The sequence below is a fragment of the Enterobacter cloacae complex sp. Mu1197 genome (genome assembly GCF_040059225.1).
GTDB classification, from domain to species: Bacteria; Pseudomonadota; Gammaproteobacteria; order Enterobacterales; family Enterobacteriaceae; genus Enterobacter; species Enterobacter quasiroggenkampii.
Genome location: NZ_CP157375.1, coordinates 2,231,715 through 2,249,066, shown reverse-complemented (window position 1 = coordinate 2,249,066; position 17,352 = coordinate 2,231,715). Strand labels below are relative to the sequence as shown.

General features: G+C 57.5%; 12 protein-coding genes. 8 read left to right on the top strand and 4 right to left on the bottom strand.

The window, feature by feature from the left end:
* Positions 1-41: 41 nt before the first annotated feature.
* Positions 42-1,379: a TolC family outer membrane protein gene (locus tag ABFV38_RS10735; RefSeq protein ID WP_045910489.1), complete on the bottom strand. Its 1,338-nt coding sequence runs from the start codon at positions 1,377-1,379 to the stop codon at positions 42-44.
* Positions 1,380-2,119: 740 nt separating this feature from the next.
* On the opposite strand from ABFV38_RS10735, the gene ABFV38_RS10730 reads away from it, so the two are divergent.
* Together ABFV38_RS10730 and ABFV38_RS10725 are read left to right on the top strand one after the other, a co-directional pair.
* Positions 2,120-2,863, top strand: a complete 744-nt coding sequence (locus ABFV38_RS10730; RefSeq protein WP_348959360.1) for a DeoR/GlpR family DNA-binding transcription regulator — start codon at positions 2,120-2,122, stop codon at positions 2,861-2,863.
* 13 nt (positions 2,864-2,876) lie between these two features.
* Positions 2,877-3,944 carry an oxidoreductase gene (locus ABFV38_RS10725; protein ID WP_048223117.1) on the top strand — a complete coding sequence of 356 codons (1,068 nt, stop codon included), beginning with the start codon at positions 2,877-2,879 and terminating at the stop codon, positions 3,942-3,944.
* A gap of 89 nt (positions 3,945-4,033) precedes the next feature.
* On the opposite strand, the gene cybB is transcribed toward ABFV38_RS10725, so the two are convergent.
* A complete protein-coding gene (cybB, locus tag ABFV38_RS10720; protein ID WP_045910487.1) occupies positions 4,034-4,564 on the bottom strand; it encodes a cytochrome b561 in 531 nt (176 codons plus the stop codon).
* 189 nt (positions 4,565-4,753) lie between these two features.
* Here cybB and gap point away from each other — a divergent pair, with 189 nt between their 5' ends.
* The gene (gene gap / locus ABFV38_RS10715; protein ID WP_348959359.1) at positions 4,754-5,755 is read left to right on the top strand and encodes a type I glyceraldehyde-3-phosphate dehydrogenase; all 1,002 of its coding nucleotides are present in this window, start codon (positions 4,754-4,756) and stop codon (positions 5,753-5,755) included.
* Positions 5,756-5,817: 62 nt separating this feature from the next.
* Here the strand turns inward: gap and ABFV38_RS10710 are convergent, their stop codons facing one another.
* Positions 5,818-6,612: a YdcF family protein gene (locus ABFV38_RS10710; RefSeq protein WP_348959358.1), complete on the bottom strand. Its 795-nt coding sequence runs from the start codon at positions 6,610-6,612 to the stop codon at positions 5,818-5,820.
* Positions 6,613-6,939: 327 nt separating this feature from the next.
* Here ABFV38_RS10710 and ABFV38_RS10705 point away from each other — a divergent pair, with 327 nt between their 5' ends.
* The 5 genes from ABFV38_RS10705 (at position 6,940) to ABFV38_RS10685 (ending at position 13,312) form a co-directional block, all read left to right on the top strand.
* On the top strand, positions 6,940-8,259 hold the full coding sequence (locus ABFV38_RS10705; protein ID WP_235401452.1) for an MFS transporter: 1,320 nt from the start codon (positions 6,940-6,942) through the stop codon (positions 8,257-8,259).
* Between the two features lie 158 nt (positions 8,260-8,417).
* The gene (locus ABFV38_RS10700) at positions 8,418-10,070 is read left to right on the top strand and encodes an MFS transporter (protein WP_235401455.1); all 1,653 of its coding nucleotides are present in this window, start codon (positions 8,418-8,420) and stop codon (positions 10,068-10,070) included.
* 22 nt (positions 10,071-10,092) lie between these two features.
* On the top strand, positions 10,093-11,172 hold the full coding sequence (locus ABFV38_RS10695; protein ID WP_348959357.1) for an HlyD family secretion protein: 1,080 nt from the start codon (positions 10,093-10,095) through the stop codon (positions 11,170-11,172).
* Positions 11,172-12,551, top strand: a complete 1,380-nt coding sequence (locus ABFV38_RS10690) for an efflux transporter outer membrane subunit (RefSeq protein WP_348959356.1) — start codon at positions 11,172-11,174, stop codon at positions 12,549-12,551. Before ABFV38_RS10695 ends, ABFV38_RS10690 begins: the two co-directional genes overlap by 1 nt.
* Before the next feature lie 101 nt (positions 12,552-12,652).
* Positions 12,653-13,312 (top strand): O-methyltransferase, encoded by a 660-nt coding sequence (locus ABFV38_RS10685; RefSeq protein ID WP_348959355.1) that lies wholly within the window; start codon positions 12,653-12,655, stop codon positions 13,310-13,312.
* Positions 13,313-13,393: 81 nt separating this feature from the next.
* On the opposite strand, the gene hrpA is transcribed toward ABFV38_RS10685, so the two are convergent.
* Positions 13,394-17,296, bottom strand: coding sequence for an ATP-dependent RNA helicase HrpA (hrpA, locus tag ABFV38_RS10680; protein ID WP_348959354.1), 3,903 nt, complete (start codon positions 17,294-17,296; stop codon positions 13,394-13,396).
* Positions 17,297-17,352: the final 56 nt, after the last annotated feature.

Below are 17,352 nucleotides of genomic sequence, written 5' to 3'. Positions count from 1 at the left end.
TTATTTTCAGACTTATTTTGCGCGACAATACGCGTCTTTTTTTAACTCAAATCGGGTAGTTTTGCGGCAGCGTTTTTCTCTATTCCAATAAGCGGCATTAAATTATCAACCGCGGAAGCATAATTAATTGCCGAACTCCAGCCATCATACTCAGCGATTATTTTCGCCGAGGTGGCCTGCCAGACATCCTGCTCAACGCTGAGCAGATCGTTAATGCTCCGCTTGCTCAGGGTGTACTCATTTTTATAGACATCACGGGCGCGCAGGGCATTTTCCAGCTGCTGTTTCCCGGCCTCCATTCTTCCCCGTGCACCGGTCCAGTCCGCCTGCGCGACGGAGGCTTTTTGCAGGACGTCGAAACGCGCCTGATCGACCTGAGAGGAGGCCATCGCCCGTGCCCCTTCAGCCTGCCGCACGCGTGCAGAGACCGCGCCGCCCTGATAAAGCGGTGCGTCAATATTGAGCTGGATCTGGTCGTCCCAGTACGAACGGTTGTCCGACTCGTAACGGGTACGTCCGCCCTTCAGGCTTAGGGTCGGCCAGTGCTGGGACTTCGCCGTTTCCACGCCATATTGGGCAGAGCGCTCCATGTTTTGCGCGGCCATAACCGCCGGTATCAGCGAATAATCAATGCGGTTGAGCGAATCAGGCTCAACCGCGAGATTTGCGGGTACAGGCGAAAAGTTATCGGCCTGCATTCCGGTTAATACCGCGAGCCTTGCGCGGGCGCTGTTTAAGGCGGCGTGATACTGCGCGACCGTCGCCTGCATGCCGGCAATACGCGTGCGGGTCTGGAGCTCATCGGAGGTCGAGCTCACGCCCGCGTCGGCGCGCAGCTTTGCCAGTTGCTCAACATTTTTTAGCGCCTGAACGTTCTCCTTTGCCGCCTGCAGCAGATCGGCATAGCGTTTGACCTCGACATAGCTCAGCGCCGTTTTTTCCGCCACGTCAGAGAGTGTGCTCATCAGCTGGTAGCGATAGCTATCGCGCTGGGCGGAAGACTGGCTGATGCTGTTATTGGTCTTGCCAAAGTCATATATCAGCTGCGTCAGGCTCAGCCCCCACGCGGCTGAATTCTTCAGCGACCCGCTGGAATCGGTGGTCTGGCTATGGCCCGTGCTGCCGTTCAGCGATATTTGCGGCATCCAGCCGCTGCGCGCTTCATCTATTTGCGCCTGACCAATACCGAGTTGCGCGGCCTGCTGACTAATCGACGGATCGCGATCGATAGCAAAAAGAATACTTTCTTTTAAGGTTGTCGTGGCAACCGGGGCAATACCCACCTGACTACTATTGGCGTACGCCGTATTTATGGCTAATGAAATGAATGCCAGTGCTGCTGTAAATCGACGTAACATAGGCTTTCGCAATATCGTCATTTTTATCTCCCTGACTCTGAGTGACACTGAAGCAATTACCCAAAAAGAGGTATAGATAATTAGACAAATATCTTATTTCGCATCCTTGCCGAATTTTAGGTAAAACTCCCCATACCCATTTCCTCTGGAGATGAGATCTGCCTGCGTCTTATTTAAATTAAGAATTTACTTATTTCCTAAAGTGGTTGGCAGCATAACAAAATGCGTTATAAGCCACTACACCCCCAATGTTAATGTGGTGTTACAATTAAGAAAAAAGATGGGGTTTCTGGACAAAACGCTTAAAATGACCTTTCAGATGAAACATATAAACCGACTGTTATTTAAGGAAAATTCTTAATTTGCTCCCTGCACATTTTTGCGTTAATTTCCGCGCGGGTCAGACACAAAGATTTTCAAAGAAGTGTCAATTTAAGTAGCCAAACCAGCTAAATTAGAATTTAATGCTATTAAAAAACTAATTAAAGCAATCAAAAACCACACCAAAAATATTCAACAGAATAAAAATCCAGACAATAGGAATGCAGTGGTTACATAACCCAAATCGTTAAATAAAACATAACAATAACATTGTGGTTAACATTCAAAACGGCTTGCTTATACCTGTTTAATAAAATTTTAATAATCACGCATCTGAATCATCACCTCACTCCCCGACATCAAAACCACGTTGCCCTTTTCTCTGCGTTAAAATGCTGTATTATGCAAACTATTGCGACATTTTGCAGGAACGCACACCGATGCACAAAACCGCACGACAACGCCACGTTCTGGATATCCTGAGCGAGCAAGGCCAGGCCAGCATCACCGAGCTGGCAGAAAAGCTGCAGGTTTCAGCCGATACCATCCGTCGGGATCTGACCGACCTGGAAAACCAGGGGCTGGCGCAGAAAAACCACGGCGGGGCCATCGCGCTGAATCTTTCTGCCATGAATCGCCAGAGCCGCAATACGCTGCTGCCGGAAACCAAACAGCGCCTGGGAAAACAGGTCGCACAGCAGGTTCCTGCGGGTTCTACCCTGTTTCTGGATGCGGGCAGCACGGTGATGGCTGTCGCCTCCTTTCTTCGCGGGCCGCTCACCGTCATTACCACGTCGCTGGATATCGCCCAGCATTTTAGCGACCGGGAAGACGTTGAACTGATCCTGCTCGGCGGGAAATGGGACCATAAGCAGCGCCTGTTTGCCGGAAGCGCCACCTTGTCGTTGCTGTCCCGCTATCGGGCAGATATCGCCATCCTCGGGGCGTGCGCCATTCATGCTGAACTCGGTTTGAGCGCCGGTAAAGAAGCGGATGCCGAGGTTAAACGCGCGATGCTTGACGCAAGCCATGCGCACTGGATTGTTGCCGACCACCTGAAAGTCAACCGCTGCGAACCGTATCTGGTTTCTGGGTTATCCAACATTCAACAACTCTTTTTAGATCGTCCCTGGCCAGAGCTTGGGGACCCTGGCGCATTGCAGGTCACGGTGTGCGCGAATTAACGTGGAGAAGTTCATGAGTACAGTTCGAACAATTAACATTGCGCTGATCGGGTATGGATTTGTGGGCAAAACTTTCCATGCCCCGTTAATCCAGTCTGTGGACGGGCTTAAGCTGGCAGTGGTCTCTTCTCGTGATGAAGAGAAGGTGAAACGCGATCTGCCGGACGTAGAGGTGGTCGCCACCCCTGAAGAGGCTATTCAGCATCCTGATGTTGACCTGGTGGTGATTGCCTCCCCCAACGCCACGCACGCCCCGCTGGCGACGCTGGCCCTGAACGCAGGTAAACACGTGGTCGTGGATAAGCCTTTCACTCTCGACATGCAGGAAGCCCGCGACCTGATTGCGCTGGCGGATGAAAAGCAGCGACTGCTTTCTGTCTTCCACAATCGCCGCTGGGACAGCGACTTCCTCGGCATTAAGCAGGTCATTGAGCAAGGCACGCTCGGCAAGGTTAAGCACCTGGAGTCGCATATCGACCGCTTCCGCCCGGAAGTGCGCGTGCGCTGGCGCGAGCAGAATGTCCCCGGGAGCGGCCTGTGGTTTGACCTGGGGCCTCATCTTATCGACCAGACGCTACAGCTCTTTGGTCTGCCGCAGTCGGTTCAGGGGAATATCGCGACGCTGCGCGACGGCGCAGAAATCAACGACTGGGCGCACGTGGTCTTAAACTACCCGGAGCATAAGGTGATTCTGCACGCCAGCATGCTGGTGGCAGGCGGTACGGCGCGCTTTGCCGTCCACGGGGACAAGGGCAGCGTGGTGAAGGCCAGAATCGATCAGCAGGAAGCACAGTTGCTCTCCGGGGTTATCCCTGGGAGTGAAGCCTGGGGCGAAGACAGCGACAGTATGGTGTTCTTTGGCGCTGACGGCGCATCGCAGACGATCCCTACCCCGAAAGGCGATCAGCGCCAGTATTACATCAATGTGCGTGACGCGCTGCTTGGGAAAATCACCAATCCGGTCCACCCGGTTGAGGCACTGGCAGTCATGGCCGTGCTGGAAGCGGCGGTGAAGTCGTCTGAGACGGGGTCAACCCAGGCGCTGGCATTAACAGTTGAAGAGCGTGCTTTGCTGGGTTAAAAACAAGCCGGGTGACGCGTAGCGATCCCGGCCTACGATTCAGAGCCGTTTGTAGGCCCGTGCAAGCGAAGCGCCGCCGGGCGAGAAGACTACGAACGCTTTTTCGGCATCATGCGCAGAAGGGTATTATCTTTCCAGAAATAGTGATGCATCAGTGCCGCCGCCGCGTGCAGGCCAATCACAAAATACCCCAGGTTTGCCAGCGTCTCGTGCCACGCCTTCAGCGTATCCACCAGATCAAAATTGGACTCCGCCGCATGCGGCATCGCCAGGCCAAAGGCAAACCAGTCACTGCCCCGGTTATACATCATCACAATGCCAATCAGCGGCAGCGCAATAAACAGCAGATATACCACCAGATGCCCCAGATGAGACATCCCCGTCACCATCGCTTTTGGCTTCGGCTGAATCGGCGGCGCGCGGAACTTCAGGCGAACCAGCAGACGCGTCACCATCAGCACCAGGATACCGATCCCGCATGAGACGTGGATCATATTGATCGCCGGACGCGCGGTGCGCGGGAAGAAACCTCTGAACTCCATGGCGCAGTAAGCGACGATGATTAACAGAAACACCAGCCAGTGGATGCCGATTTGCAGGCTTGTATATTTAGTGCGCATGTGATTTCTCGATTAAAAACAGTTACCGCGCCAACATAATCCCCTTTCCTTAAAAATTCATTAACTTTTCTGTATGGTTTTTCAAATACTTCCCCCCGCATGAAGCATCTTCAATTGCCGCCCTGCCCGTGATGGTCTAAGCCTGGATGAGTTCAAACTGTCGCATCGACACGTTTACAGGAGAACACCATGAGTAAAATTGGCATTAACGGCTTTGGACGCATTGGACGTCTTGTTCTGCGTCGCCTTCTTGAAACCCAGGACAGTAATACCGTCGTCGCCATCAACGACCTCACCTCCCCGAAAGTGCTGGCCTACCTGCTCAGGCATGATTCCAACTACGGCGGCTTCCCGTGGAGCGTGGATTTCACCGAGGATGCGCTGATCGTTGACGGTAAAACCATAGCGGTCTATGCCGAAAAAGAGGCAAAGCATATTCCGTGGAAAACCGCCGGTGTGGATATCGTCGTGGAGTGCACCGGTTTTTATACGTCTGAAGAAAAATCACGGGCGCACCTGGACGCGGGCGCGAAGAAGGTGCTGATCTCCGCGCCTGCGGGCGACATGAAAACCATCGTCTACAGCGTGAACGACGACACCATTGACGCCGGTGACACCATCATCTCCGTCGCCTCCTGCACCACCAACTGCCTCGCCCCGCTGGCGAAAGCCCTGAACGACGCGTTTGAAATTAAGGTGGGCACCATGACCACCATTCACGCCTATACCGGTACCCAGGCGCTGGTGGATGGCCCGCGCGGGAAAGATCTTCGCGCCTCGCGGGCGGCGGCAGAGAATATCATTCCGCATACCACCGGCGCCGCCAAAGCCATTGGTCTGGTGATCCCTGCGCTCAGCGGCAAACTGAAAGGCCACGCGCAGCGCGTGCCGGTTAAAACGGGCTCCGTTACCGAACTGGTGACCATTCTGGGCAAGAAAGTGACCGTTGAGGAGATCAACGCCGCGCTAAAAAAGGCGACGCAGGGCAATAAATCCTTCGGGTATACCGATGAAGAGATCGTGTCGTCAGATGTGATTGGTTCACATTATGGTTCAGTGTTTGACGCCACGCAGACGGAGGTGTCAGAAGCGGGAGACCTTCAGCTGGTGAAAGCCGTTGCCTGGTATGACAACGAGTATGGGTTTGTGACGCAGCTGGTGCGGACGCTGGATAAGTTTGCGGCGCTCTGATTTTTCCCACCTACCCCTCACCCTAACCCTCTCCCCAAAGGGGCGAGGGGATTGTTCCGTGCCTAAATTATATTACGTGCACCCGTCAGGACAGGATCCTGCTGCAGCTGTTTCCATGCGGCGGTGACGGCCTCGGGGAATTCAACGTGAGCAATATAATCCCGCCCGGCCGGGCCATAGCCGTTGGCGTCATCATACAGGCGCGGCAGCTCCCCCATAACCAGTGAAAGGTAACGGTCAACGGGCCACAGGCCGGTGTTGCCCTCGCTGAATTCCACGCCCTCGTTACCGTTTTGCAGTGTCGGCGTAAACCCCGGATGGCTGACCCACTGCGGTGAAACGGGCTCATCCCGACAAACGCGGGCAAATGTCGCCATGGTGCGGCGCTGCATCGTCGGATCCTGCACCACCAGCACCCGCCCGGTCGTTCGATTATGCTGTTTCAGCAAGTTCCAGCTAAAGCGCGCATTTTCACCGCAATTGGTGGAGCGATCCTCAACCCACAGCTGCGCCTCGGGGATCTGCCAGAACGCCCGCGCAATGTCGGCAAGAATGCTCGCTTCAGGCCGCCCGGTGACCGGTACGGTGTGGTAACACGGATGATTGCCAATCGCGGTATATAAAAAGCTAGTCGAATGCCCGATGCCGCCGCTAATCAGAAGCGGCACGTCTTGCTCAGAGGCCATCCGGCAGGCCGCGTCAATGGTCGGGATCACCGCGTTTCCTGCCAGAATCACCGCATCGACTTCCGGGAGCGGACGCGTCGCGCTCAGGTCATCCTGCGCCAGCCATTCACCGACAGTATTGATGGCCGCCAGCGTGGAATTCGCCAGAACGGGAAAATGGGGCTGAACCATGGTGAACTCCTCACGTTGTTGAAGCACCGAATTTATCATTTTTCTGAAATAACCAGAAACATCCAAAAATCATCGGGTTGCACCTGCCTATTATGCTTTTGATTTCCAGCCCTACAAAACATTGTATTGTTCAGGCGTCATGAAAAAGCACCCAGCGCTGCTTATTTCACCGTGATCTGACCAGTTTTATCCCCCCTGCGCTTGCCAAACGCAACATCCAACCCTAAGTTGCTTAACAATTTCACAACCTTTTTCATCATCACAGGTTGCACCTGAAGCGCGCCAGGTGACACCTCTCTCATCATCAACGTGGCGGGGTTTCAGGTCATGACAGAACATGAAAGTACGACGACGGTATTACGAAAAAATAAAAAGGTGTTAATCGCCAGCCTTACCGGGAGCGCCATTGAATGGTTTGACTATTTTCTCTACGGTACGGCGGCCGCGCTGGTCTTCAATAAGATCTTTTTCCCGATGGTCGATCCGGTGATCGGACTCATTCTCTCTTATCTCTCTTTCTCCTTAACCTTCTTTATTCGCCCCATTGGTGGGGTACTTTTCGCCCACATTGGCGACCGCATCGGACGTAAAAAAACCCTCGTGTTGACCCTCTCTTTGATGGGAGGTGCAACCGTCATGATTGGCCTGCTGCCCACGTATGAGATGATTGGCCTGTGGGCGCCCGCTCTGCTGATCCTGATGCGCATCATTCAGGGGATGGGCATCGGTGGTGAATGGGGCGGCGCGCTGCTGCTGGCCTACGAATACGCGCCCGAAAAACGTAAAGGCTTCTTCGGCAGTATTCCGCAGGCGGGCGTCACCATCGGTATGCTGATGGCAACTTTTATCGTTTCGCTGATGACCCTGTTCAGCGAGGCGGATTTCCTCTCCTGGGGCTGGCGCATCCCGTTCCTGCTAAGCTCGGTTCTGGTGTTGCTCGGCCTGTGGATCCGCAAAGATATTGATGAAACGCCCGATTTTAAGCGAGTCAAAGCGTCCGGTCAGGTGGCTAAGGCCCCGCTGCGCGATACGCTGAAGCATCACTGGCGTGAAGTGTTGATTGCCGCCGGTCTGAAGGTGGTTGAAACCGCCCCCTTCTACATCTTCTCGACCTTCGTGGTGAGCTATGCCACCAGCACGCTGACGTATCAGAAATCGCAGGCGCTGGAAGCCGTGACGCTGGGTGCGCTGGTGGCGACCATTATGATCCCGCTAATGGGGCTGCTCTCCGATAAGGTAGGCCGTCAGCGCATGTACGCGATCAGCGTCTTCGTGCTGGGCCTGTTTATCGTACCGTGGTTTATGCTGCTCAATACCGGCACCACATGGGGTATCGTGCTCGCGACGATCATCGCCTTTGGCGTGCTGTGGGCCCCTGTCACCGCGGTACTGGGCACGCTGTGCTCTGAAATCTTTAGTGCAAACGTGCGCTACACCGGCATTACTCTAGGCTATCAGCTGGGTGCCGCGCTGGCAGGCGGTACCGCGCCGCTGATTGCGACCGGACTGCTGGCAAACTACGACGGCGACTGGGTGCCGGTGGCCTGGTATCTTGCCGTCACGGTGACCATTTCTTTAATCGCGATTTTCTGCGCCAGCCGCGTTAAGCGCGCCACTCTCATCCAGGCGCAGCCCGAACGTCTCTGACCCTTCCCGGCCCGTCCTGCGGGCCGCTCTTTTTCCTTAAATTTCCCTTCACCATTTGATTAACATGCGTAAATCATATTCACTTGAATTATCATTTGCGGGAGTCGTAGAATCGCTAGCCCGCTAATTATTCAATCATTTCTAAGGTAAACGACGTTATGCGCCTGCCCGAACGCGACCCTTATGCTCCTCGCGAGTGGCAGCCACATGAGAAACCCGCCCTGCTGGGTTCGCCCTCCACGCCCGAACACAGTACGCCAAAACGCATTGCCTACGGCGTCGTGGGCCTGCTGGTCTGTCTGACGGGGGCGCTGGGGAATGCGGTGGTGACCGCCAACCTGCAAAATTTACAGGGGACTTTCGGGGCCTGGTCCACCGAAATCGCCTGGCTGCCCGCGGTCTATGTGATGACCAACATCTCCATCAACCTGCTGCTGGTGAAATTCCGCCAGCAGTACGGTTTGCGCGCCTTTACGGAAGGTTTTCTGGTGCTGTACGTGCTGGTCACCTTCTTCCATCTTTTCGTAAACGATCTCAGCTCGGCGCTGATGGTTCGCGCCGCGCACGGCATGGTGGCCGCCGCGCTCAGCTCGCTGGGGATTTACTATCAAATCCAGGCCTGGCCTGCGAAGCACCGCCTGAAGGCGCTGACCATCGGCATCACCGGATCGTCGCTCGCCATCCCGCTGGCCCGCCTGTTTTCGACCGAGCTGCTGCAGCTGGACGAGTGGCGCGGGCTCTATTTCTTCGAGCTGGGGCTGGCGCTGATCTCCCTGGCCTGCGTAATCGCCTTAAAACTGCCGCCGGGCGACCGGCGCAAGGTCTTCGAGAAAAAAGACTTTATCACCTTCTTTTTAATGGCCCCCGGGATGGCCCTCCTCTGCGCCGTGCTCTCTTTAGGCCGTCTGGACTGGTGGTTCGAAGCGCCGTGGATCGGCTGGTCGCTGGCGCTATCGCTGGTGCTGATTGTCGCAGCCATCGTCTTTGAACATAACCGCAGCAACCCGCTGCTGAACACCCGCTGGCTGTCGAGCGGCAGCATCGTCCGCCTGGGGCTAATTATGCTGCTGATCCGAATCGTGCTGGCCGAGCAAAACACCGGCGTCATCGGCTGGCTGCAGTACGTGGGCCTACAGAACGAGCAGATGACGCGCCTGGCGTGGTCTATTTTCGCCGGGATCGTCTGCGGGATTGTCACCAGCTGTCTCACCATCAAGCCGACGAAACTGGCGTGGCCAATCATCACGTCTCTGGCGCTGATGATTGTTGCCTCGCTGCTGGACAGCCAGTCCAACAACCTGACCCGTCCGGATCAGTTGATGGTAAGCCAGTTCCTGCTGGGCTTCGGCAGCGCCTTCTTCCTGGCGCCCGCTATGCTGGCCGCCATTGGCGGGGTGATCGCCGACCCGCGTAACCTGGTCAGCTTCTCGGTGATGTTTGGCATGAGCCAGAACCTCGGTGGCCTGCTGGGCTCCGCGATCCTCGGCACCTTCCAGACCTGGCGCGAGAAGTACCACTCCAGCCTGCTGGCGGACCAGCTCACCACGCTCAACCCGCTGGTCAACGAGCGAATTCAGCTTTATACCCAAATGTACAAAAGCCTGATTGGCGACAGCGCGCTGCTGGGCACCCAGGCGATAACGCAGCTGCAAACGGTCACCGCGCTGGAGGCGAATATTCTGGCCTACAACGATACTTATCTGCTGACGGCGAGCATCGCTGCCGCCACGCTGGTCTGGATTTTATGGCGCTTGCTGCGCCTGCGCATCACTGCCCGTCTGGCGCTGAAGAACGCCACCGGCAACAAATAATATAAAGAGTTCTGGAGAGTTTATGAGTCAGCAGGATGCCGCCAAAGAGCAGGCCAACACCCGCAAAAATGTGCGCATTGTTTCCGTTTTCACCGCCGCCGCCATCGGTATCGTCGGCGTGCTGGTAATCCTTTATGCGTGGCAGCTGCCGCCGTTTACCCGTCACGCGCAGTTTACCGACAACGCCTACGTGCGCGGCCAGACGACGTTTATCAGCCCGCAGGTGAACGGCTATATCACCGAGGTGAAGGTTCAGGACTTTGAGCAGGTCAAAAAAGGCGACCTGCTGCTGCAGATTGATGACCGTATCTACCGTCAGCGGGTGCACCAGGCCGAGGCGCAGCTGGCGATGAAAATTGCCGCCCTGAATAACAACCTGCAGCAGCGTAAAAGCGCCGAAGCAACGATCGCCAAAAATGACGCTGCGCTGAAAAATGCCCGCGCCCAGAGCCTGAAAAGCCAGGCGGATTTAAAACGGGTGAAAGAGCTGACGGCGGACGGCTCGCTTTCCATTCGCGAGCGCGACGCGGCGCTGGCCAGTGCCGCTCAGGGTAGCGCCGACATCGACCAGGCGAAAGCCGCGCTTGAGATGTCGCGTCAGGATCTGCAGACGGTGATTGTGAACCGCGGTGCGCTGGAGGCGGATGTTGAAAACGCGAAAGCGGCGCTGGAGCTGGCGCAGATTGACCTGCAAAACACTCGCATTGTGGCACCGCGTGACGGTCAGCTCGGCCAGATCGCCGTGCGTCTCGGGGCCTACGTGACCGCCGGAACCCATCTCACCACCCTGGTGCCGCCGCAGCACTGGGTCATCGCCAACATTAAAGAGACCCAGCTCGCGGAGCTGCGCGTCGGTCAGTCGGTGAAATTCACCGTTGATGCCCTGAACAACAAAGCGTATCAGGGCCGCGTGGAGAGCATCTCCCCGGCAACCGGCGTGGAGTTCAGCGCCATCACGCCGGACAACGCCACCGGCAACTTTGTCAAAATAGCCCAGCGTATTCCGGTGCGCATTGAGGTGCTAGGTAAGCCAGAAGATTCCGCGCTGCTGCGTCCGGGTATGTCGGTACAGGTGACCATTGATACACGGGAGGCGAAGTAATGATCCTTCGCCCGATAGCCGCGCTGGTGGCGGCGGTCATGCTGGCCGGATGCCAGTCCGTTGACGTCAAACCGGCGCAGCCGACGCTGCACATCCCCACCCAGTGGCGCACCGTCTCCGGCCCTGCCAGCCCGACGGAGCAGCTCTGGTGGCGTAATTTCCATGACAACCACCTGAACCGCTATGTGGATCAGGCGCTGCAGCATAACAGCGACGTGCTGATCGCCCGCGAACGGATAAACGAGTATCAGGCGCGGGTCTATGCGGCCGACGGTAGCCTGTTTCCCTCCCTCGACGCAGGCGTAACGGGGACGCGCGCCCGTTCACAATCCGCCGCGACCGGGCTGCCGGTTTACGGTACGCTGTACAGAGGGAGCCTGACGGCGAGCTATGACGTGGATATCTGGGGCGTCAACCGCAGCACCTCGCGCGCTGCCGAAGCCTCGCTGGAGGCGCAAAAAGCCGCCGCCGCGGCCGCGAATTTGACCGTTGCCTCCTCCGTTGCATCCGGCTATGTCACCCTGCTCTCGCTTGACGAACAGTTGCGCGTGACCGAATCCACGCTGAAATCGCGCGAGGAGGCATTTAACCTCGCGAAACGTCAGTTTGAGACGGGCTACAGCTCGCGTCTGGAGCTGATGCAGTCGGATTCCGAACTGCGCTCAACGCGGGCGCAGGTGCCCGTGCTGCAGCATCAGATTGCACAGCAGGAGAATGCCCTGAGCCTGCTGCTGGGAAGCAACCCGGGCGACGTGGCGCGCAGCGAAAGCTTTGCGGGACTGACGCCGCTGACGCTGCCGTCGCAGCTACCTTCTGCGCTCCTGAACCGCCGCCCGGATATCGTCCAGGCCGAACGCCAGCTGGTGGCGGCTGACGCCTCGCTCGCGGCGTCGCGCGCCAGCCTGCTGCCGTCGATCAACCTGACCGCCAGCGGATCGGTTCAGGATCGCACCCTATCCGGCCTGCTGGACAACCCGCTCCAGCTCTGGAGCGTCGGGGGCAGTATTCTCGCCCCGCTGCTGAACCGCCAGGCGCTGAATGCGCAGGTGGACATTTCCCAGTCCCAGCGTAACCAGGCGCTGTACGCCTATGAAAAAACCGTGCGTAACGCGTTTGCCGAAGTGAACAACAGCCTTGATGCGATAAGTCGCTATCAGGAACAGCTGACGGAGCTGCTTGCCCAGCAGGATGTGGCGCAGGAGACGCTGCGCATTGCGCAGAATCGCTATCGCAACGGTTATTCCTCTTATCTTGACGTGCTGGACGCGCAGCGCACGCTGTTCTCGGTCCAGACCAGCGTCGTGCAGGTGAAAAATAACCTGCTGCTGGCGCAGATTGATTTGTATAAAGCGCTGGGCGGCGGCTGGGTCAGTGTCTGAAAACCTGCCCGGTGGCGCTTTGCTTACCGGGCCTACATTTCGCCCCGTAGGCCGGGTAAGGCGTAGCCGTCACCCGGCAATCCCTCCCAAGGAGTCAATCTATGCAACAACAATGGTCTGCAGTTGATAATTTCATGATCTCGTCGCTTATTCCTGACGATGACGTACTGAGTCAGGTACTGGAAAACAACAAGCGCGCCGGGCTACCCGAACACGATGTCGCGGCCAATCAGGGGCAGCTGCTGGCGCTGTTCGCGCGCATGACGCAGGCAAGACGCATTCTTGAGATTGGGACGCTGGGTGCCTACAGCTCAATCTGGATGGCGCGCGCGCTGCCGCCGGACGGTAAGCTGATTACGCTTGAGGCCGATCCGACGCATGCCGGGGTTGCCCGCCAGAATATTCACCTCGCGGGGCTAGACGAACGTATTGAATTAATTGAAGGCCCGGCCCTGAGCTCGCTGGAGAATTTCGGTGAGGTTCCGCCGTTCGACCTGATCTTTATTGATGCCGATAAGCCAAACAATCCCGGCTATCTGGAATGGGCGCTGCACTACTCCCGCCCCGGCACGGTAATTATCGGCGATAACGTGGTGCGTGACGGCGAGGTAATCAACGGGGAAAGCGACGACGCGCGCGTGCTGGGCGTGCGGCGTTTTATTGAGATGATGGGGGATAACCCGCGCTTAACCGCCACCGCGCTGCAAACGGTGGGGATTAAGGGTTGGGATGGGTTTACGCTGGCGATTGTAGAACGATAACCAGCCGGGTGGCGGCTACGCCTTACCCGGCCTACCCGTTCTCCCGTAGGCCCGGTAAGCGCAGCGCCACCGGGCAAGGGTTTAACCGGAAATCTGCTCCATCGCCTGCAGAATACGCTTATCCGAAATCGGATACGGCGTACCGAGCTGCTGGGCAAAGAAGCTGACGCGCAGCTCCTCGATCATCCAGCGGATCGCCTGCACGTCTTCATCGTCGCGGCGCGCTGGCGGCAGCTTGTTCAGCCACTGCTGCCACGCCTGCTGCACGCTCTCCACTTTCAGCATCTGCGCGCGGTCGCGGTGCGGGTCGATAGCCATTTTCTCCAGCCGTTTTTCAATCGCCTGCAGATAGCGCAGCGTATCGCCAAGACGGTTGAAGCCGTTGCCGGTGACAAAGCCGCGGTAAACCAGCCCCGCCATCTGCGCCTTCACTTCAGACAGCCCCAGCGCCATGGTCATATCCACGCGCCCTTTCAGACGCTTGTTGATATTGAACACGGTGGTGAGGATCTGCTCGACCTGTTTGGCAATCTCCACCACGGTGTCGTTCAGCTCCGCACGTACCTTTTCATGCAGCTGAGCAAAGCCCTCTTCCGTCCAGACCGGACCGCCCGCCTCGTGGATCAGTTTGTCCACGCCGCAGGAGATGCAGTCGTCAATCAGATCCAGCACTTTGCCGTACGGGTTAAAGTAGAGCCCCAGCTTGGCCTTGTTCGGCAGCTTCTCGTGCAGATACTTGATCGGCGACGGGATGTTGAGCAGCAGCAGGCGACGCAGCCCGCGCCACATCATCTGCTGCTGTTCCTGCGGGTTATCAAACAGTTTGATCGCCACGCTGTCGCGCTCGTCCACCAGCGCAGGCCAGGCTTTCACCTTATAGTTGCCGCGCTTCTGCTCGTAGCTTTCCGGAAGTTGGCCAAAGCTCCAGATGTGCAGCCCGCTCTGCTCGATGCCGTCGTCGGCCACCGCAGAGAGCGTCTCCTGGACTTTGCCTTTGAGCGCCTCTTTCAGCTCGCTCAGGGAACGCCCTTCCAGCAGCTTTTTATTTTTATCGTCCACCACGCGGAAGCTGATTTTCAGGTGATCGGGCACCTGATCCCAGTTCCAGTCGTCGCGGTCGATGGTCGTTCCGGTCATGCGGCGGAACTCACGCTCCAGCGCGTCCAGCAGCGGCAGCTCCAGCGGCGTGACGCGGCCCAAAAACGCTTCCGCGTAGTTTGGCGCAGGCACAAAGTTGCGGCGAACCGGTTTCGGCAGGGATTTGATCAGCGCAATCACCAGCTCGCGACGCAGGCCGGGGATTTGCCACTCGAACCCGCTCTCATCCACCTGGTTTAACAGCGGCAGCGGAATGTGGACGGTCACGCCGTCCGCGTCTGCCCCCGGCTCAAACTGATAGGTCAGACGCAGCTTGAGGTTGCCCTGATGCCAGAAGTTCGGGTAGTCGAGTTTGCTGACCGACTCCGCACCCTCTTTAATCAGCATGCTCTTTTCAAAGTTGAGCAGGTCCGGCGTCTCTTTGCTGGCCTTCTTCCACCAGCTGTCGAAATGGCGAGCGGAGATGACGTCGTGGCTGATGCGCTGGTCATAAAACTCGAACAGCGCTTCATCATCCACCAGAATGTCGCGGCGGCGCGATTTATGCTCCAGCTCTTCCACTTCAGCACGCAGCTTCAGGTTTTCACGGAAGAAGGCGTGGCGCGTCTGCCAGTCGCCCTCCACCAGCGCGTGGCGGATAAACAGCTCGCGGCACAGGGCCGGATCGATCTGACTGTAGTTGACCTTACGCGCGGCGACCACCGGCAGGCCGTAAACGGTCACTTTTTCGGTCGCCATCACCGCGCCCTGCGCGCGCTCCCAGTGCGGTTCACTGTACGAGCGCTTAAGCAGATGCTGCGCCACCGGCTCCACCCATTCCGGATCGATACGCGCGGCAATGCGTCCCCACAGGCGGCTGGTTTCCACCAGCTCCGCAACCATGGTCCACTTTGGCGGCTTCTTGAACAGGCCGGAACCGGGGAAGATGGAGAAACGGGCGTTACGCGCGCCGGTATACTCCTGCTTCTCGGCATCCTTCATCCCTATGTGGGACAGCAGGCCGGTCAGCAGCGCGATATGGATTTCGCGGTACTCCGCCGGTTCGCTGTTGACCGGAATGCCCAGCTCTTTCACCATCTGGCGCAGCTGGATGTAGATATCCTGCCACTCGCGCACGCGCAGGTAGTTGAGGAAATCTACGCGGCACTGACGGCGGAACTGATTCGAGGAGAGCGCTTTCTGCTGCTCGCCGAGGTAGTTCCACAGGTTCACAAAGGCGAGGAAATCGGACTCTTTATCGTGGAAGCGGCGGTGCTTTTCGTCCGATGCCTGCTGTTTGTCCATCGGACGCTCGCGCGGATCCTGAATGGAGAGCGCCGAGGTAATGATCATCGCCTCGCGCACGCAGCCGTGCTTTTGTGCTTCCAGCACCATGCGTGCCAGACGCGGGTCGACCGGCAGCTGGCTGAGCTGGCGCCCCAGCGGCGTCAGCTTGTAGACCGTCGCCTGCTCGTCGGTGGTGATCGCTCCGAGCTCTTCCAGCAGACGCACGCCGTCCTGGATGTTGCGTTTGTCCGGCGCTTCGACGAACGGGAACGCCGCGATGTCGCCCAGCCCCAGGGCGGTCATCTGCAGGATAACGGACGCCAGGTTGGTGCGCAGAATTTCCGGGTCGGTAAACTCCGGGCGCGACAGGAAATCGTCTTCGGAATAGAGACGAATACAGATCCCTTCCGACACGCGGCCACAGCGGCCCTTACGCTGGTTAGCTGACGCCTGCGAAACGGGCTCAATCGGCAGCCGCTGAACCTTGGTACGGTAGCTGTAGCGGCTGATGCGCGCCGTACCCGGATCGATCACGTATTTAATGCCCGGCACGGTGAGCGAGGTTTCCGCCACGTTGGTCGCCAGGACGATGCGCCGTCCGCTGTGCGGCTGGAAGACGCGGTTCTGTTCGCTGTTAGACAGGCGGGCATACAGCGGCAGGATCTCGGTGTGACGCAGGTCGCGCTTGCTGAGCGCATCGGCGGTATCGCGGATTTCGCGTTCGCCGCTCATGAAGATCAGAATGTCGCCCGCGCTTTCGTTACCCAGCTCGTCAACGGCATCAAAAATGGCCTGCAGCTGGTCGCGCTCGGTATCATCCGCCTCTTCCACAATCGGGCGATAGCGCACTTCCACGGGATACGTGCGACCTGACACCTCGATAATCGGCGCATTGTTGAAGTGCTTCGAGAAGCGCTCCGGGTCGATAGTCGCGGAGGTGATGATCACTTTCAGATCCGGACGACGCGGCAGCAGTTCTTTCAGGTAGCCGAGCAGGAAGTCGATGTTCAGGCTGCGCTCGTGCGCTTCGTCAATGATGATGGTGTCATACTGCATCAGCAGGCGATCCTGCTGGATTTCCGCCAGCAGAATACCGTCGGTCATCAGTTTGACCATGGTGTTGTCGCTAACGTGATCGCTGAAACGGACCTTGTAGCCGATGCAGCCGCCCGGCTCCGTCTGCAGCTCTTCGGCAATACGGTTGGCAACGGTGCGCGCCGCCAGACGACGCGGCTGGGTGTGGCCAATCAGGCCTTTTATCCCGCGGCCCAGCTCCATACAGATTTTCGGCAGCTGGGTGGTTTTCCCCGAACCGGTTTCACCCGCCACAATCACCACCTGGTGGTCGCGGACGGCCTCAAGAATGTCCTGTTTCTTCTGGCTGACGGGCAGGTTTTCCGGGTAGGTAATCGCCGGGCGCGCAGCTTCGCGCAGCACAACCTTCCCTGCTGCCTGTTCAATCTCTTTCGCCAACTCCTGGTAAATGGCCTGTTGTGCATCAGGATTTTTAACCTTCTTGACGCCGTGCAGACGGCGGGCGAAGCGCTGTTTGTCGCGCAGCGTCAGAGAATCGAGCTGTTGCAGGAGCATCGGGAAGGTGAATTTTTGTTGTTCTGTCATAGCGTTAAAGGGCAGTACACGCCCTGATAAACTCTCTTTTTAATGATTGCTATAGA